Below are 18,372 nucleotides of genomic sequence, written 5' to 3'. Positions count from 1 at the left end.
AAAATTAGTAAGCAAAGCGCTAAAGATTTTAAATGTTTTATTCCTGATTTACATTTGCTCTGACATCTTTTAAAACCTTAAAAAAAAATCAACTAAAATATTATATTTGTTAAAATATTAAAAAGATCAATGGATAAATTAGTTTTTTTAGATGGTGTTGCTCGGATTGCTGTTTTTATTTCGTTATTGCTGGCACTTTTTTTACTTACCGTAAAAACCGAGAATAAATTAGCTAATCGATTATTTGCTTGTTTTATAATTTTTTCAGCAATTGATTTTAGCGGACTTCTTGATCTTTCATTTCCAGATGAATACATAGATTTGGAGATTTTGAGAAGTACATTTTGTTTGTTAGAAATGCCTTTGATTTATCTGTATGTTTTAGCAGTTTGCTATTCTGATTTTCAACTAAAATGGAAACATTTACGATATACAATCCCTTTTGTAGTAATGAATTTAGTTTTAATGCCTAGATTTTATTTAAAATCAGGTATTGAGAAACAACAATTTTTAGAAAACTTCAGTAAAATGACTGAAGTGTATTTTTTTCAGATTTTAATCGAATGTCAATATTGGTTTTATATTGTCAGTATATTTTTGATTTTAAGAAAGTACAAGAAAATCTATCTTGAAAATTACACTAATCCCAGTACTTCTACCTATAAATGGCTTTTTCAAATGAATTGTGTTTTTGTGGTAATGCATTCTATTACAGCTTCAAAGAATTTGTTGCGTTATACTGCTTCCAGAGATACTTATCTTTGGGGAAATGTTTTAATGGTAATTATGGCTTTAAGCGTAATATGCTGGTTTGTAATGAAAGCATTAAATCATCCGGAACTTTTTAGAGGAATTAATTCCAGATTGACTTTAGCGAAAGACTTTCTTCCAAAAGAAAATAATGATATTGCCGAAACAGTAAATGATCAGGATGAAGCTGTTCTTTCTCAAATTTCAGTATTAAAAAATTATATGGTACAGAAAGAACCTTTTTTGGATCCGTCGCTTACGATTCAGGAATTGGCCAATCAAATTGATATTCCGGTTCGGGATTTATCAGTCTTGATTAATCATAAAATGGATCAGCATTTTTTTGATTTTGTGAATGAATATCGAATTCAAAAAGCCATGCATATTTTAAAAGATCAGTCAAAAAGTGATCTTACCGTTCTGGAAATTTTGTACGAAGTTGGTTTTAATTCGAAATCTTCGTTTAATACTTCTTTTAAAAAGTATACTAATTTAACGCCTACAGCTTATCGAAATGCTTCATAGTTAAAGGTTTGTAAAAAGTCGTACTTTAAACTCAATAAAGTCGAACCGATTTCCTCAACAGAAATTGGTTCGACTTTTTTTGTCGGTCGCACAGATGGATTTTCTAAGGCAACTTTGCTTCAAATTAATCGAAACAAGTTTTAAAATTAGAAATCATGAAAAAAGTAAACCTCCTTATCTTTTTAGTATTGCCATTATTTTGTTTAGCACAATCCTTTCAATTAAAAGGAAAAATAACAAGTGAAAAAGAGATATTAGAATGGGCAGATGTTTCAATCTCAAATTCAGAAGGAAAAATAATTGACGGAGCAACAAGCAAGCAAGACGGTACTTTTGAAATTAATCTTAAAAAAGGAAATTATAAAATTGGGATAAGTCTTTTGGGATTTACTGATTTCGAAAAAGAAATCTCAATAGAAAAAGATACTGATTTGGGAATTATTATTTTGAAAGAAAGTGAAACACATTTAGTAGAAGTTGTTATTGAATCTAAAAAGAAAACAATCGAGCAAAAGACAGATCGTTTGGTTTATAATCTGGAAAATAATGTGACAAATGTTGCTGGCGATGCTTTGAGCGCCATAAATACCGCCCCGGGTGTTGTGGTACAAAATAATGCCATCAATATTTTAGGAAAGGGAACATCGAGAGTAATGATAGATGGAAGGATGATTGAGTTAACGGGCGAAGAATTGAATAATTTTTTGAAATCAATATCAGCAGGAGATATTAAAAATATTGAAATTATTAGTAATCCTCCAGCAAAATATGAAGCTGAAGGAACTGGCGGATTAATAAATATTATCATGAAAAAAGGCGCTCGTGATTCTTGGAAAAATACTGCTACAGTGTCGTACGATCAAAATAAATATGGAATTTTTACTTTAAGAGATAATTTCTTTTACAATAAAAATAAGTTCCGTTTTTCTGCAAGTGTCAACGGAAAAACAGGATATAAAAGTATAGATGAAGTTTCTAATGTATATTTTGTAGAAGGGCTTTCAAACTTAACTGCTTCAACAAAACTTAAAGATGAAAATGTGTCAGGAAAAGTATCCTTAGATTATGATTTTTCAGAAAAGACAACAATTGGTTTTCAATTTGTAAATGATAGAAAAAATCCCGATTTTAAGTCAGATATTAGAATTGACAGATACAATTCGCAAAATCAATTAGAAAATTATACACTTAACGATAGTTATGCAGACAGAGAATCGGGCAATCAGATTTATAATGCACATTTGATTACAAAACTTGATCCTTTAAACAGAAAATTATCATTTGATGTTGATTACTTCAATTACGATTCAAAGTTTGATCGTGTGTTTATTGCAAATGATTATTTGGCAGACGGGAGTTTTGTAGATGTGAATCAATCAGGGAGGAATATTTCGAATCAGAATATTGATAATTGGAGTTTTAAGGCTGATATGGAGCATCCGCTTCAAGCGCTGAATTTATCATATGGTGCAAAAGTAAGTTTCACAAACAGTATAAGTGACGTACTTTACTACAACACGATTACAGGAACTCCGGAATTAGATTCTTTGCAATCAAACCGATTTGAATACACCGAAAATAATCAGGCATTTTATATTAATGGAGATAAAAAAATCAATGAAAAATGGAATCTTCAAGTTGGATTAAGATTAGAAAATACACAGACAAGTGGTTTTTCTGAAACTTTAAATCAGGAAACGGTTAATGATTATTTGAAGTTGTTTCCAACAGTTTTTGCATCTTACAAGAAAAACGACAATAATACTTTTAGTTTAAATTACGGAAAAAGAATCAACAGACCGCGTTTTGATTTACTGAATCCGTTTCGAATTTATATAAGCAGTAATAGTTATTCAGAAGGGAATCCGTTTTTACAGCCTTCATTTAGTGATAATTTTGAATTTTCGCATTCATATAAAGAAATTTTAAGAACGAGTGTTTCTGTAAATGCAATTACAAACGGTTATGGTGTTTTATTTACCTCAGATCCGGAAACCAATACACAGATTGTCACACGTGAAAATTATTTTAAAAGTTTAAATTATAGTCTTGGAGAAACATATTCGGCAAGTTTTGCAGATTGGTGGTCAAGTGAAAATTCGCTATATTTTTTAGGATCAAAAACCGAATTCATAAAAGATATAAACGCAACTCCATCAAATAGTTTAGAGATTGATTTTTCGACAAATAACACTTTTGTTTTAGGAAAAATCACAAAACTTCAGATTGATTTTTCGTATTCTACGCCTTATGAAAGTGGTTTGTATAAAGTAGGATATGCTTCAAGTTTTGATATTGGTTTTAAACAGGATTTGTTTAATAAAACAATGCAAATCGCATTTTTGGCAAACGATATTTTTAATACTTCTTATTTAAAAGGTTTTACTTCGGTTGTGAATGGTGTGAAGCAGGTTTATAGTAATAATGAAAGCAATAGATTTGTACGTTTATCTGTGGTTTACAATTTCGGAAACAAAAAAATCAATATAAAAGAAAGAGCGTTTGGAAATCAGGATGAGAAAAAGAGAGCGGGTTTTTAATTAGATAATTAGATAATGTGTCAATTAGATAATGGGATAATTTAAATTGAAATCGGAAAAAGTTGTTACTTACGTTATGATGAACCGGACAGGTTTTTAAAACCTGTCCGGTTTGTTATTTTGAAGTTATTTTTTTTCGATCTACTCTGGATAAATTGCATCCAATTTAAGCGCAAAGTATTTTAAAAATTATCTCATTGGCCAATTGGCACATCATCTAATTTAAATTAAAATCGGAAAAAGTTGTTACTTAGTTATGATTAACCGGACAGGTTTTTAAAACCTGTCCAGTTTGTTATTTTGAAGCTGTTTTTTGTCGATCTACTCTGGATAAATTGCATCCAATTTAAGCGCAAAGTATTTTAAAAATTATCTCATTGGCCAATTGGCACATTATCTAATTAAAGTATTATAAAAAGAATGCCAATAAAATTCCGAGTACGATCATAGAAACTTTGGCAACGTTGAATTTATGTCCTTCGCTACTTTCAAATATAATAGTAGAGGAAATGTGGAATAAAATTCCAATTACAATGGCTGTTATTTCGGTGTAATACTCATTTAGAAAAACAAGATATTCTGATGCAATTGTGCCTAGTGGCGTCATGATTGCGAAAACCAGCATAAAGAGAAATATAGCTTTTTTATTTAAATCGGCATTGATGAAAAATGTCGTTAAAATGACAGCAATTGGCAAATGATGAATTGCAATTCCGATCGCCAGACCATGATGATGACTTACAGGGAAACCTTCTAAAAAGGCATGAATGCACAAACTAATAAATAAGAGCCAAGGAATTTGAGACATTTTTGCATGTCCGTGTACGTGTCCGTGTTCTGCTCCTTTGGAGAAAAACTCAAGCACGATCTGGAATAAAATCCCGACCATTATAAATACACCAATATTGTGGTTATGTGATTCGTAAACTTCCGGTAAAAGATGCATTACGGTTAATGATAACAAAAATGAACCGCTAAATGCCAGTAATAATTTTAAATTGGTTTTGTTATTGGGTTTAATAAACAAAGCCACACTATATCCTAAAAGTACAGAAAATAAAGGTAGTAAATAGTTCATTTTTTATTGTTTAATCGTTGATTTGTTTAATCGGTTAATTGTTTTTTTGTTTAGCGATTAAACGGTTCAACAATTAAACGATTTACCAATTTATTTAAAAATCATGATTAATCTTTCGCTTTCGGTTTTATGAAATTTTTTGAGTTTGTAATCTCCAAAAATATCCAGCAGATAAATACCGGCTTCATCCATTAGATCCTGAAAGTCTTTCAAAGTTAAAGCTTTTACTTTTTCGGTAAAATGATATTTTCTGCCCTGATCTTCAAAATCAATTTCTTTGAAAATATGCCCGTCTTCTACGTATCTTTTGATGTGAAAATCGATTCCCTCAACGGTTTTTACTTCTTCAGGAACCAAAGTTTCAATGACCTGATTTACATTCATAAAATCAATTACAGCAAATCCGTATTCAGATAAACTTTCTTTAATAGCTTTTAAAGTCGTTAAATTGTCGTCATCGCTTTCGAAATAGCCAAAACTGGTAAATAAATTAAAGATTGCATCGAACTTTTCTTCAAAAGGTTCGCGCATGTCGTGTACTTTAAAATGCAGGGTTTCGTTGCTGTTTTTGCTGGCTTCGGCAATGCTGTTTTCAGATAAATCTGCGCCCAGAACATCAAAACCTAATTGATTAAGATAAATAGAATGGCGTCCTTTTCCGCAGGCAAGGTCAAGTACTTTTGCTTTTTCGGGCAGGTTAAGATAATGCGTTAGATTATCCATAAAAATCTGAGCTTCACGATAATTTCTATCTTTATAAAGAATGTGATAATACGGAGTATCAAACCATGAAGTAAACCAGTTTTCTGTATTTCGGTCCTGATTTGGTGTTGATGAGTTTTGTGCTTCAGACATTTATTCTATTTCAATTAATTCAAAGTACCGCAAATTTAGTGTATTTTTGCCGAAAAATAACTATTTCGCGACGATACCTGGATAAACGTTAGTATACATCTGCGATTGGAGTTGTTTTTAATACAAAAATAAAGATGGAAGAAAATTTTAGAATGATTGCCAAATGTTTTTTTGGCTTTGAAGAAATATTAGAGAATGAATTGCGTGCCCTTGGTGCTCAGGATGTCGAAAAAGGAGTAAGAATGGTAAGCTTTAAGGGCGATAAAGGTTTTATGTATAAAGCCAATTTATCGTTGCGTACAGCGCTTAAAGTTTTAAAACCTATTTATTCATTTAGAGCCAATAATGAGCAGGCATTATATAAAGGAATTTCGGGCGTTAACTGGTCAAAATTACTAAATGCCAATCAAACGTTTGTAATTGATGCGACAGTGCATTCGACGTATTTCAATCACTCAGAATTTGTTTCTCAAAAATGTAAAGATGCCATTGTAGATCAGTTTAGAGAAAGAACAGGACAAAGACCAAGTATTGATAAACAATATCCGGATTTACGAATCAACGTGCATATTGACAAAGATCAGGTTTCGGTAGCTTTAGATACTTCCGGAAATTCATTGCATCAGCGTGGTTACAGAACGGCAACTAATATTGCACCAATCAACGAAGTTTTAGCAGCAGGAATTTTATTATTGTCAGGATGGGAAGGACAAAGTCACTTTTTGGATCCAATGTGTGGTTCGGGAACTTTTCTTGCCGAAGCTGCGATGATTGCCTGCAATATTCCAGCAAACATCAATAGAAAAGAATTTGCTTTTGAAAAGTGGAAAGACTGGGATAATGATTTATTTGATCAGATTGTAAACAGTCTGATGAAAAAAACTAAAGAGTTTCATTATACTATAAAAGGTTTTGATAAAGCGCCTAGTGCGGTAAGCAAAGCCAAAGACAATATTAGAAATGCGAATCTGGAAGATTACGTAACGGTTTCTGAAGATAACTTTTTTGATACTGAAAAAGAAGTAGAAGGAAAACTACACATTACTTTTAATCCACCTTATGATGAACGTTTAGATATTCATATGGAGGAATTCTATAAAAATATAGGCGATACTTTAAAGAAAAATTATCCGGGAACAAATGCGTGGTTTATTACGGCAAATCTGGAGGCTCTAAAGTTTGTCGGACTTAAACCTTCAAGAAAAATTAAACTTTTTAACGGAAGCCTTGAAGCTCGTCTGGTTAAATATGAAATGTACGAAGGAAGTAAGAGAACGAAATTTCAGTCTTAAGGTTCTTAGTTGCTAAGGTTCTAAGGGACTAAGATTTAGCAAAAAAAAAAAGATTTTATAATTAAAAATAATAATAAGGTTTTGAGTGTTTTAAGTTGTCAGGAAAAAAAACTTAGCAGCTTAGCATCTCAGAACCTTAGCAACTTTTAAAAAAATGACAAAACTACAAATAAGAGCTTTTTTATATCAACTAGGATGTTTTGCGATTCTGTTTATTTTGGGTCGTTATTTAGTTGCGAGTTATACACAATTAACGGGTCTTTGGATTCCGATGACTGCATTTATTGTGGCGACTTTAATTGCACCTAAATTTCAGGCAGTGAAAACAAAAGATGGAGAAAAGCTTTTTATGAAATGGATATTTATAAAAGGAATTAGAGAAATCGGATAATTTTAAAATCAGTAATATGAAGAAAATTGGGCTTATTGGCGGTATTAGCTGGGTTTCAACAGCAGATTATTACAAACTTATAAATGAAGGAATAAATAAAAAAATGGGAGGGCTTAACTTCTCAGAATGTTTGGTTTATTCGTTTAATTATGCTGATATTAAAAGAAATAACGATGCCAACGACTGGGATGCTACTTTTGAAATGCTTTTTAAAGGCTGTCAGTTCTTAAAATCGGGCGGGGCAGAAGCGATTATTTTATGTGCCAACACAATGCATTTAATTGCAGACAGATTACAGGAAGCAATTGATTTGCCTATTATTCATATTGCAAGTGTAACTGCAGTTGAAATTCAGAAACAAAAGCTTAAAAAAGTGGCTCTTTTGGGAACCAAGTTTACAATGGAACTTGATTTTTTTAAGGATAAGCTTATTGCAAAAGGAATAGAAGTTATAATTCCGGAAAAACAGGAAGATAAAGACTTTATTCATTATACTGTTTTTGAAGAATTAGGCAGAGGAATTGTAACTGCTGAAAGCAAAAAAAGGTATCTTGAAATTTCGAATCAACTGATTAAAGACGGTGCTGAAGGAATTATTTTGGGTTGTACAGAAATTCCGTTAATCATTAAAGAAAATGATGTACCGGTTCCTATTTTTGATACTACAATGATTCATGCCAATGCTGCAATTGAGTTTCAATTGTCATAAATTAGAAGAAAATAAAAAAGCCACAAATTCATTAAATTTTTGAATTTATGGCTTTTTTATTTTTTAAGAAATATTACTTTTTAGCTGGTGTTACCGGAATAACTGTTTTCTTCTTGTAAATAGGAATAAAGTAAGAAACAGTATAATTGAAACCTATTCCAAAACTTCCGTCATATGTTCTGTTAAATCCGGGAATGTAAAGATTATCAAAGCCATCTGGTTTTGAGTTGGCAACAAGCATTTTTAGCTGTACGCCAAAACCAACAAATACATTATTAAAGACTTTTGCTTTTAAACCCATTGCAACTTCAATCCATCCTGCAGTAAGACCATTATATTTGTGTCCGTCAGCAATAGGTGGCTGCTCTCCCCAATATGGGTTTGGATTGTAAATTTTGTAACTGTTTAATTGCTGACTAAATGTACTAAAACCTCCTCTTAATCCAAGTGTAATTAAGTTTTCCATGTCAAGCCAGTTTTGATATAAATTATAATCAAAACCTCCTTTAATGTAAGTTCCGGTTGCGGTAGAATTTAATCTGTCGTCGTCTGTAGTTTTATCTTCAAAACCAAGTTCGGCAGCCAAATAGTACTTTTTTGTTAAACGCCAGTCTCCAACAATCTCAATTCCCTTATAATCTTTATCATATAATCCACGGGTCAGTTTATATAAATCGACTCCAACACGCAGACCGTAACGATCAGTTTTTATGCTGTCGGGCTTTGCTTGCTGAATTTCTGGTTTAGCCGTTTCAGTTTTCGGTTTTACCGGAACAATTTCTTTTGTTGCTGTAGTAGAGGTTTCCTGAGCAGAACCCAAAAACATTGAAAACAATAAGCAAATACTAGAAATATACTTCAAGGTGTGTTTCATTTTCAGTTTCAATGTTATATTTTTTTACAAAAATTTGCTTCATCCATAATCCGTTTGAATCGGTATCAAACTGAATAAAAGGAGTAGAAAGAGGTGGGCCGTCTGAAGGTGGATTAAGTGCGAAAATCGTTTTAAATCCACATGCTCTGGAAACATATACATTCTGACGAGTGTAATTAAATCTTACTTCATCAGTGTTTTTGGCTGCAGGGTTCTCGTTTTGAGAATCTAAAATAAAAGTAAACGTACTGAAATCTTCATTTGTTCTTAAAGGAATAGATATCGTATTACCGTTTGCCAGATACTTTGTTATTTCAGTTCCACTTTGATTAAAAATAATTCCTTCGGGCTGATCTTTTCCAATTACTTTCAAATTGGTAACATTTTTAAGCGCTGACGGATTATTAGCATCATAAAATGCAATAACTAATCGAGGTGTGGTTGGTGTACTTGGATCGCAAATATCATCTTTTTCACAGCTAGACAAGCCAAAAACGAAAACCAATAAAAGAGAAATTATTTTTTTCATTTATAAATATTATCTTAATTCTAAAAGTACAACATTTTCAACGTGATGTGTTTGCGGGAACATATCAACCGGACGAACACGGGTAACTTTGTATTTTTCATCCATTAAAGCTAAATCACGTGCTTGTGTTGCCGAATTACAACTTACATAAACTACTTTTTGTGGAGCAATTTTAAGGATTTGATCAATTACTGCAGCATGCATCCCGTCTCTTGGCGGATCTGTAATAATTACGTCCGGTTTTCCGTGTTGTGCAATAAAAGCTTCGTTAAAAACAACTTTCATATCCCCAACAAAAAACTCGCAATTGGTAATATTATTGCGTTCAGCATTTGCTTTTGCATCCAAAATTGCTTCCGGTACGCTTTCTACGCCAATTACTTTTTTAGCTTTTTTAGAAACAAACTGTGCAATTGTTCCTGTTCCTGTATATAAATCATAAACCGTTTCGTTACCGGTAAGTCCGGCAAAATCGCGGGTTATTTTGTAAAGTTCATAAGCCTGATCTGAGTTGGTTTGGTAAAAAGATTTAGCATTGATGCTAAATTTCAAACCTTCCATTTCTTCCAGAATATAATCTCTTCCTTTATACAATATTACATTTTGATCGTAGATAGTATCATTAGGCTTTCCGTTTACTACATATTGTAATGAGGTAATTTGTGGAAACTTCTCGTATAAATGATCTAAAAGTAATTCGCGATTTTCTTTATCCTCTTCAAAAAACTGAATTAAAACCATAATCTCTCCGGTAGAAACAGTACGAATCATAACGGTACGCAATAAACCAGAATGTTCTCTAGGATTAAAGAAAGCTAAGTTATGCTCATTGGCAAACGCTCTGATTTCGTTTCTGATTGCATTTGAAGGATCTTCCTGCAGATGACATTTTTGAATGTCAAGAATTTTGTCCCACATTTTCGGGATATGAAATCCTAATGCATTTCTGTTTCCTAAATCTTCAGTACTTCCAATTTCTTTTTCAGTTAACCAACGACTGTTTGAAAACGAAAATTCCATTTTATTTCTATAGAAAAATTGTTTTTCTGAACCTAAAATAGTTTCAAATTCAGGAAGTTCAACTTTTCCTATACGCTGTAAATGATTTTTTACTTCGTTTTGCTTATAATACAGCTGTTGACTGTATTTCATATTTTGCCATTTGCAACCTCCACAAACTCCAAAATGCTCGCAGATTGGTTCGATGCGATGTTCTGATAATTCATGAAATTTTACGGCTTTGCCTTCATAATAGGCTTTTCTTTTTTTGAAAGTTTGTACGTCCACTACATCACCCGGTACCACATTCGGAATAAAGATTACTTTTCCGTCAGGAGCTTTCGCTACTGATACTCCTTTTGCTCCAGCGTCAAGAACCTGAATCTGATGAAAGACAACTTTGTCTGTATTTTTTCTTCCCATAGGGCAAAAATAAGGGTTTGTAAACTTTTATAAATTTAATTTTTAAAATATTTTATCAAAATATTGAATTTGCTAGTTTAATCCAGTTTAAAAGCTAACTTTGTTTTTGACATTCAACCCCAAATGTCCCATTTTTAACCTATAAGTATTGTTGTTTGTCTATGAAGTTGTATCATAATCTCTCTCAGATAAGTTTTCTTAAAAGAAGTTATGCCTTCAAATTTTTGTTTGTTGCCTTTATCGGAATTCATATCCCTTTAATTGGAATCTTATTTTTCGTACTTTATTCAGATCATATTGTTTCGTCTACCTCTATTTTGATTTTCTCTTTAATAATGACCGTATTGGCGACTGCGGTAACACTTTTGGTATTAAATCGATTGATAAAACCCATTTCTATAGCTTCAAAAGCACTGGATGATTACAGAAATAAAAGAAAATTATCAATTTTGCCAACAGATTACGAGGATGAAGCGGGTTTATTGATGAGCAATATTCAGGAATCTATTTATGAATCTGAAAGCTTTATAAACGAAAAACAGGATTTGATTTACATGCTTTCACACGATTTAAAAAACTTTGCCGGAAATCCGCAAGGTTTAGCAAAATTGATTTTAAGCGAAAACCCTTCTGCTTCTGTAAGTCATTTGGCCGAGCTTATTTGTGAGTCGACTAATCTTCAATTCCGATACATCGAGAATTTTATAAAATTATTAAAAGAGCAAGATCAGGTTGTTAAGGTTAATCAGGAAGCAAAAACGATTGTTTTTGCGGATATTCTTCCGTTTATTAACGAACAGGTAGAACAGAGACTGATTGATAAAAATATTACCATGAATTTGAGTTTAGAAACAGACGAAGCTAAACTTAAAATTGATGAAGGCTTGTTTATTCAGGTTTTAGTAAATTTAATAAGCAATGCAATTAAATTCTCTTATTTTGATAGTGAAATTGAAGTTCGAATCTATAAAGATAATTCGGGTTTAATAGTTAAAGTTACCGATAAAGGAATTGGTTTTGATAAAGATCAAATAGAGGAATTGTTTAAAAAATTCACCAAAATGAGCCGATTAGGAACGGCAAATGAGTTATCTACCGGAATTGGATTGTATTTGTGCAAAAAAATAATCGAAAAAAATAAAGGTACTCTTAGTGCAACCAGCCAAGGCAAGAATAAAGGCGCTGAGTTTACAATTGAATTTGAACTATAGCTTTTTTTAGGTTCCAAGGAACTAAGGTTCTGAGGTACTGAGTTTTTTAAATTTACAATCTTAGTACCTAAGAACCTTAGAGTCTTAGTATCTTTTTTAATCAAATAAATCCGAAGATAAATAACGGTCTCCACGATCACAAATAACGGCTACAACCACTCCTGATTCTAACTGTTCAGCGATTTTTAATGCAACAGCTACAGAGCCACCGCTGCTCATTCCTGCAAAAACACCTTCTTCAAGTGCTAATCTTTTGGTCATTGCACGTGCTTCTTCTTCGCTGACATCAATAACGGTGTCTACTTTTGAAGCATCAAATATTTTTGGTAAATATTCCTGAGGCCATTTACGGATTCCCGGTATCTGAGAGCCATCGCTTGGCTGTGCACCAACGATTTGAATGGCAGGATTTTTTTCTTTTAAATAAGTAGAAGTTCCAATAATGGTTCCGGTAGTTCCCATTGCCGAAACGAAATGCGTTACAGTTCCGTCTGTATCATTCCAGATTTCCGGACCGGTTGTTTTGTAATGCGCTTTCCAGTTGTCATCATTTGCAAACTGATTTAGCATCAAATAACCGCCTTCTGCCACTTTTTTATCGGCATAGTCCCTTGAACCAATAATTCCTTCGCTAGCAGGTGTTAAAATCACTGTAGCGCCATATGCGCGCATGGTTTGTGTTCTTTCTTTTGTAGAATCTTCCGGTAATACCAGTTCGATCTCGATCTGAAACAATTGGGCAATCATTGCCAGGGCAATTCCGGTGTTACCACTCGTAGCTTCGATTAATTTATCGCCTTTTTTAATTTCGCCTCTTTCCAGTGCAGAAGCAATCATATTATATGCTGCTCTGTCTTTTACACTTCCGCCCGGATTATTTCCTTCAAGTTTTAGTAAAAGCTTTACATTTTTATTTTTAACCAAATTGACCGTTTCCATTAATGGAGTATTTCCAATTAGGTTTAACAATTTCTGTGGACCCATTTTATTTTTTTTCTTTTATTTTAACTTCAGTTGTAGTGGTATTTAAAACGATAGAATCGGCAGGAATAGATTTGGTAATCCAGGCATTTCCTCCAACAATACTGTTTTTTCCAATAGTAGTTTCGCCTCCTAAAATAGTTGCATTGGCATAAATACAAACATTTTTTTCTACAGTAGGATGACGTTTTGCGTTTTTCATGTCTTTACTCACGCTCAATGCGCCCAGGGTAACTCCCTGATAAATTTTGACATGCTTTTCGATTACAGTAGTTTCTCCAATCACAATTCCGGTCGCGTGATCGATAAAAAATGGTGAAGCAATTTTGGCTCCGGCATGAATATCGGTTCCTGTAATTCTGTGTGCATATTCGCTCATTAATCTTGAAAATAACAGTAAATCCAATTGATACAATTCATGGCTTAATCTGTAAATAGCAATGGCGTAAAATCCCGGATATCCCAGATAAACTTCATCAATGCTGTTTGATGCCGGATCATTCTCCAGAATATATTCGGCGTCCTGATTTAGTTTTTCTAATACGCCAGGAAGTTTCTCTAAAAAGCGATCCCAAATCGATTCGCATAAATTTTCCGGTTTTTTGCAGGCCAGAACCGCAATTTCTTTAAAACGAATTTCAAGTTCATTAATACTTTCGTCAAGAGCTGCGTTAGAATCAAAAAGGGTGTAAAAAAGCTTCTCGGTAAAATCTTCAGTTTTGGTTTTAATACCGTAGTTTATATTAGAGTGGCTTTTTAAAGCTTTGATATTTTGTATGATAGTGTCTTTTGTCACAATTATGAAATTAAATGTAAAATTTAAAAGGTTAAAAGTAAGACGTTTTTTGTAAATAAGGGCACGAATTAACTAAAGAAATTTTGGACTGTTGCACGTATTTGTGATATAAAAAAGATTAATAAAACGGATTGAATTATATAATTCTTATAGAAGTTAATTGTGTAAATTAGCTCGTAAAATTTATAAAAATGAAAAATAATTCAACTTTTAAGAGCGCTATTTCTAATATTGAATTTGCGGAAAGTGAAAAAATCTATGGAAAATCAATTCATGATCCCATTTTAAGCCTGATTATTAAAGATCATCCCGACTTTTGTGAAACGGATTGTATTGCAGTTAAGGAGCTTAATGAATATAGACAAAAGTATATTTCGAATTATTTGTCTTCGGAAATTGGAATGCTTTCTGATCTTGAAAAAAATGTTATTTCATCATTAAAAGAAGATAAATCGATAGTGACGATCGTTGAAGATGAAAATGAGGAGAGAAGCTTTGGGCAAAAAATAGCAGATAAAGTGGCCGATTTTGGAGGAAGCTGGACCTTCATTATTTCGTTTGTGGTTTTTATTGCTGTCTGGATTTTATCAAACGTATATATTTTGCTCAACAAGGGGTTTGACCCATATCCTTTTATTTTGCTTAATTTGATTTTATCCTGTATTGCCGCATTGCAAGCTCCGGTGATTATGATGAGTCAGAATCGTCAGGAGGAGAAAGATCGGAATCGTGCAAAAAAGGATTATATGATTAACCTGAAATCTGAATTAGAGATCAGAATGATTCATGATAAAATCGATCATTTAATCATGCATCAGCAACAGGAATTGATCGAAATTCAGAAAGTACAGATCGAAATGATGAATGATATTCTGAATAAGATCAAGAAATGATTCTTACAAAAACTAAATGTAAAAGTGTTTGTAGATGTAGCCGCCAATCATAAAGGCGAGATTAAATAAAGCGATATTCCAAACGACTTTTTTATAGTTTCTTGATTTGTCCAGAAAAAACAAAGCGACAAAAACGAAGAATAAAAGGGTAGAAAAGATGGCAGGAAACATCCTGAAAGCGCCAGAAAAATCACCTTCAAAAAGTAAGAATAAAGAGCGTTGAAAACCACAGCCAAGACACTCTGTTCCGAAGAGTTTTTTGAAGAGGCAGGGGATCATGTATTTCTCTAAATTCAAAGGGATTGTTTTTTGCAATTTTACGAAAAAATATTCGATAACTAATCCGGAAGTAAGAAGTCCTATTTTAAAGTTTCATACTTTTGAAAACTTATATAGAAATGAAATGAAAACGTTTAAAATTTTAATAATGATTCTTGCGATTGGAGTAGCATTGTACGAGCAGGTTTCTGAAGAAAAAAATATCTATATCATGATAATTGCAATTGTAGTTTTCATGTACGGAATGATGCAGCTAAGTGCGAAAACACCAAGTAAAAATCAAGATAAAGAAGAAGAGGATGTTGACTAAAGGAGATAAGGTTTCGGTTTTAGACGAAGCTATAAACGGAACAGTGGTTTCGGTGAAAAACAACGAAGTTTCGATAGAAACTGAGGATGGATTTATGATGACATTTTTTGTCAATGAATTAGTTAAAATTCATGATTCCAGTAATTTAATGAATTCTATTAAAAGGATTAATTTAGATGAAATTTCAAAAGAGAAAACGGAGCCAAAAGCAAGAAGTTTTGTCAAGGAACGCAAAGATAAACGTGAAATTTCGGCTCCTGAGTTTGATTTGCATATCGAAAAATTAGTGCCAAATAAACGCGGAATGTCCAATTATGATATTTTGACTTTGCAGACCGAAACGGCAAAAAGGCATATTGAATTTGCGATTAAAAACCGCATTCCAAAAATTGTTTTTATTCATGGTGTTGGTGAAGGAATTCTAAAAGCCGAACTTGATTTTTTGTTAGGACGTTACGACGGAATAGATTTTCAGGATGCCAATTATCAAAAATACGGCCTTGGTGCAACCGAAGTTTATTTTAGGCAAAACAATAAATAAAGATTTTTTTCGGTATTAGAAAAGGTCTTTTTAAGGCATAAAAAAACAGCTGTTTTTTAAACTGATTTCGTTATTGAAACAGGATAAAAAATAGCTGTTTTTTTGTAAGAATTTAAGCTTGATTAAATTCAGTATATTTTTAAGGAGCAATAGTTGTTACGGTACCCAGAACAAATTCTGTAGCCAGTTTAAAAGTACTGTTCTCTTTTTTAAGTGTTACGTTTCTAAGAACAACTTTGTGTTTAAAAACTTTAAGACTACTGGTAGTTGTTACCTCGATAATTCCACTTACATTTTGAACACCCGCAACACCAACCCAGGTCTCTTTTACAGTTGGAGAGGTTGGGGTAAGATTAGTACAATAATAGTCCTTTACGGGTTCTGGTATATTGCTGTTGTACATTCTGTAAAATACATTATTTGTGGTTCCGTTTAAGTTAATTAAGCTTGTTCTCGGAGTTCCGGGTGGAGTATTTTCGTTTTTGATTAATTCTTTGTCCAGATTCTCAATAACTAGTGAATTTGAAGAATTGTTGTTGTAAACTTTTAATTGTACATCGCAAAACTTTGCTACTTCATCTGTAAAAGCAACTACTACTGCTGGGGTGACTGTTGTCTGATAATCTCCAAAAACGAGTTCATCATTTGTAAGTTTAGGACCCGGTTTTGAAAACGTGATTCCTCTAAAAATAATATTATGATTGTATCCTACAATTTCGGTATGACCATCTTCTGGTGGAGGGTCTTTGTAGACTGCTTTTGTAGCAATTCTAATTTGTCCACCTGTTGCATACCATTCGTCACTCACTTTTGGTGAAGCAGGAGGAATTGCGTCACATATTGTCGATTTTGAAATTACACCATCATATGCTCTGAAAAATACACGAAATGAAGTATTGTCAATATTATAAGTTAAAGTGTCTTTGTTAGTTGGGTTGTTTTTAAGACTATTTTCAGGCATCTGTAACAATAGAGATTCCTGAGGTTTAAGTTTGTAGATTAAAGTGTTGGCAACAGGATCGCAACTTGTAGCAGTAATCTCCGAAAAGTCTACAGTCTCTATTGTTAGATCACCATCGTCGCAACCATTTAATAAAAGCGCAAATAATATAAGGCTTGCAATTTTTTTCATCATAGATTTATTTGGGTCAAAAATAGTGAAAATTTGGTAAATGATATTTAAGATTAGACAATTGATATTTTATAACTTTGCAGCAATGAAAAAAGTATATCTCGATAACGCTTCTACAACTGCTATGCGACCTGAAGTAATTCAGGAAATGACAAAAGTTATGGCAGAAGATTTTGGTAATCCGTCTTCTACGCACAGTTTTGGGCGAAATGGAAAGACAATTTTAGAACTTTCAAGAAAAAGTATTGCAAAGCATTTAAATTGCGCTGCTCAGGAAATTATTTTCGTTTCCGGAGGGACAGAGGCAGATAACTGGATTCTTCGTTCTGCAGTTGAAGATCTGAAAGTAGAACGCATTATAACTTCGAAAATTGAGCATCATGCCGTTTTATACGCCGCTATGGCACTGGAATCTGATTATGGTATCCAGGTAGATTATGTCAATGTAAATTCAGACGGAACTATCGATTTAACCCATTTGTCTAATTTATTGGCTGATGAGAAAAAGACAATCGTGAGTCTGATGCATGTAAATAATGAAACAGGAACTGTTTTAGATCTTGACAGAGTTGGTGTTATTTGTAAACAATACAACGCTTTGTTTCATTCAGATACTGTTCAGTCTGTAGGGAAAACCGAGATTGATCTGCAAAAAACGCCTGTTGATTTTATTGTAGCAAGTGCACATAAATTTCATGGTCCAAAAGGAGTTGGTTTTGCTTTTGTTAGAAAAAATTCAGGATTACAGCCTTTAATTTTTGGAGGTGAGCAGGAAAAAGGCCTGCGTGCAGGAACCGAAGCAGTTCATCAAATTGCCGGAATGGCAAAAGCCTTGTCGCTTTCTTATGAGAATCTCGATGAGGAAAGAAATTATATTTCTAATTTAAAAGTGTATTTGATTGAGCAACTCGAGAATCATTTTCCAGGCTTTAGGATCAATGGTAAAAAGGACGATTTTTACAATATTATCAATATCATTTTACCTTTTTCTTCAGATAAAACGTCTATGCTTTTGTTTAGTCTGGATATGAAAGGGATTGCGGTTTCCAGAGGAAGTGCCTGCCAGTCCGGAAGTATAAAACCATCACATGTTTTAAAAGAAATGCTTTCAGAGGCAGATTTAAAATTGCCAAATCTCAGAATTTCTTTTAGTCATTATAATACCAAAGAAGATATTGATTGGCTTATTGAGAGTTTGAAGGCTGTTTAAGGTTTCAAGTTTAAAGTTTCAGGTTTCAAGTTTAAAGTTTCAAGTTTCAGGTTT

Annotated in this window: 19 protein-coding genes; 10 read left to right on the top strand and 9 right to left on the bottom strand. The window is 32.8% G+C overall.

Features of this window, described 5'->3' with window-relative positions; all coding sequences use genetic code 11:
- The first annotated feature begins 129 nt into the window (after positions 1–129).
- Positions 130–1,275, top strand: coding sequence for a helix-turn-helix domain-containing protein (locus OLM51_RS15375; RefSeq protein ID WP_264551480.1), 1,146 nt, complete (start codon positions 130–132; stop codon positions 1,273–1,275).
- Between the two features lie 155 nt (positions 1,276–1,430).
- Complete coding sequence (locus OLM51_RS15370) at positions 1,431–3,815, top strand: outer membrane beta-barrel family protein (protein WP_264551479.1); 2,385 nt, start codon at positions 1,431–1,433, stop codon at positions 3,813–3,815.
- Positions 3,816–4,224: 409 nt separating this feature from the next.
- Here the strand turns inward: OLM51_RS15370 and OLM51_RS15365 are convergent, their stop codons facing one another.
- On the bottom strand, positions 4,225–4,893 hold the full coding sequence (locus OLM51_RS15365) for a ZIP family metal transporter (protein WP_264551478.1): 669 nt from the start codon (positions 4,891–4,893) through the stop codon (positions 4,225–4,227).
- A 90-nt stretch (positions 4,894–4,983) separates the two neighbouring features.
- A complete protein-coding gene (locus OLM51_RS15360) occupies positions 4,984–5,748 on the bottom strand; it encodes a class I SAM-dependent methyltransferase (RefSeq protein WP_264551477.1) in 765 nt (254 codons plus the stop codon).
- Between the two features lie 134 nt (positions 5,749–5,882).
- Here OLM51_RS15360 and OLM51_RS15355 point away from each other — a divergent pair, with 134 nt between their 5' ends.
- The 3 genes from OLM51_RS15355 to OLM51_RS15345 all read left to right on the top strand — a co-directional run bounded on the left by OLM51_RS15355 (position 5,883) and on the right by OLM51_RS15345 (position 8,140).
- Positions 5,883–7,040 (top strand): THUMP domain-containing class I SAM-dependent RNA methyltransferase, encoded by a 1,158-nt coding sequence (locus OLM51_RS15355; protein ID WP_264551476.1) that lies wholly within the window; start codon positions 5,883–5,885, stop codon positions 7,038–7,040.
- 154 nt (positions 7,041–7,194) lie between these two features.
- Positions 7,195–7,431: a hypothetical protein gene (locus OLM51_RS15350; RefSeq protein ID WP_264551475.1), complete on the top strand. Its 237-nt coding sequence runs from the start codon at positions 7,195–7,197 to the stop codon at positions 7,429–7,431.
- A 16-nt stretch (positions 7,432–7,447) separates the two neighbouring features.
- Positions 7,448–8,140 carry an aspartate/glutamate racemase family protein gene (locus tag OLM51_RS15345; RefSeq protein ID WP_264551474.1) on the top strand — a complete coding sequence of 231 codons (693 nt, stop codon included), beginning with the start codon at positions 7,448–7,450 and terminating at the stop codon, positions 8,138–8,140.
- Positions 8,141–8,213: 73 nt separating this feature from the next.
- Here OLM51_RS15345 and OLM51_RS15340 read toward each other — a convergent pair whose 3' ends face one another.
- The 3 genes from OLM51_RS15340 to rlmD are packed head-to-tail and all read right to left on the bottom strand — an operon-like array spanning position 8,214 to position 10,965.
- Complete coding sequence (locus OLM51_RS15340) at positions 8,214–9,014, bottom strand: DUF6048 family protein (RefSeq protein WP_264551473.1); 801 nt, start codon at positions 9,012–9,014, stop codon at positions 8,214–8,216.
- Positions 8,986–9,543: a DUF6452 family protein gene (locus OLM51_RS15335; RefSeq protein WP_264551472.1), complete on the bottom strand. Its 558-nt coding sequence runs from the start codon at positions 9,541–9,543 to the stop codon at positions 8,986–8,988. Before OLM51_RS15335 ends, OLM51_RS15340 begins: the two co-directional genes overlap by 29 nt.
- Positions 9,544–9,552: 9 nt before the next feature.
- Positions 9,553–10,965, bottom strand: a complete 1,413-nt coding sequence (gene rlmD, locus OLM51_RS15330; RefSeq protein ID WP_264551471.1) for a 23S rRNA (uracil(1939)-C(5))-methyltransferase RlmD — start codon at positions 10,963–10,965, stop codon at positions 9,553–9,555.
- 161 nt (positions 10,966–11,126) lie between these two features.
- Between rlmD and OLM51_RS15325 the strand changes: the two genes are divergently transcribed.
- On the top strand, positions 11,127–12,176 hold the full coding sequence (locus tag OLM51_RS15325) for a sensor histidine kinase (protein WP_264551470.1): 1,050 nt from the start codon (positions 11,127–11,129) through the stop codon (positions 12,174–12,176).
- Positions 12,177–12,272: 96 nt separating this feature from the next.
- Here OLM51_RS15325 and cysM read toward each other — a convergent pair whose 3' ends face one another.
- Positions 12,273–13,160, bottom strand: a complete 888-nt coding sequence (gene cysM, locus OLM51_RS15320) for a cysteine synthase CysM (protein ID WP_264551469.1) — start codon at positions 13,158–13,160, stop codon at positions 12,273–12,275.
- A 1-nt stretch (position 13,161) separates the two neighbouring features.
- Positions 13,162–13,953, bottom strand: coding sequence for a serine O-acetyltransferase EpsC (gene epsC, locus OLM51_RS15315; protein ID WP_264551468.1), 792 nt, complete (start codon positions 13,951–13,953; stop codon positions 13,162–13,164).
- Between the two features lie 191 nt (positions 13,954–14,144).
- Here epsC and OLM51_RS15310 point away from each other — a divergent pair, with 191 nt between their 5' ends.
- Positions 14,145–14,846 carry a DUF1003 domain-containing protein gene (locus tag OLM51_RS15310; protein ID WP_264551467.1) on the top strand — a complete coding sequence of 234 codons (702 nt, stop codon included), beginning with the start codon at positions 14,145–14,147 and terminating at the stop codon, positions 14,844–14,846.
- Between the two features lie 12 nt (positions 14,847–14,858).
- On the opposite strand, the gene OLM51_RS15305 is transcribed toward OLM51_RS15310, so the two are convergent.
- On the bottom strand, positions 14,859–15,143 hold the full coding sequence (locus tag OLM51_RS15305; protein ID WP_264551466.1) for a DUF2752 domain-containing protein: 285 nt from the start codon (positions 15,141–15,143) through the stop codon (positions 14,859–14,861).
- A 106-nt stretch (positions 15,144–15,249) separates the two neighbouring features.
- Here OLM51_RS15305 and OLM51_RS15300 point away from each other — a divergent pair, with 106 nt between their 5' ends.
- A complete protein-coding gene (locus OLM51_RS15300) occupies positions 15,250–15,435 on the top strand; it encodes a hypothetical protein (RefSeq protein ID WP_264551465.1) in 186 nt (61 codons plus the stop codon).
- Positions 15,425–15,976 (top strand): Smr/MutS family protein, encoded by a 552-nt coding sequence (locus tag OLM51_RS15295; RefSeq protein ID WP_264551464.1) that lies wholly within the window; start codon positions 15,425–15,427, stop codon positions 15,974–15,976. Before OLM51_RS15300 ends, OLM51_RS15295 begins: the two co-directional genes overlap by 11 nt.
- Before the next feature lie 139 nt (positions 15,977–16,115).
- Here the strand turns inward: OLM51_RS15295 and OLM51_RS15290 are convergent, their stop codons facing one another.
- Complete coding sequence (locus OLM51_RS15290; RefSeq protein ID WP_264551463.1) at positions 16,116–17,108, bottom strand: hypothetical protein; 993 nt, start codon at positions 17,106–17,108, stop codon at positions 16,116–16,118.
- Positions 17,109–17,193: 85 nt separating this feature from the next.
- Between OLM51_RS15290 and OLM51_RS15285 the strand changes: the two genes are divergently transcribed.
- Positions 17,194–18,318, top strand: a complete 1,125-nt coding sequence (locus OLM51_RS15285) for a cysteine desulfurase family protein (protein ID WP_264551462.1) — start codon at positions 17,194–17,196, stop codon at positions 18,316–18,318.
- Positions 18,319–18,372: the final 54 nt, after the last annotated feature.

This window comes from Flavobacterium sp. N2038 (assembly GCF_025947185.1).
Lineage (GTDB): Bacteria > Bacteroidota > Bacteroidia > Flavobacteriales > Flavobacteriaceae > Flavobacterium.
Note: the sequence above shows the minus strand (reverse complement) of the source record. Positions and strands in the feature narration are given on the sequence as shown.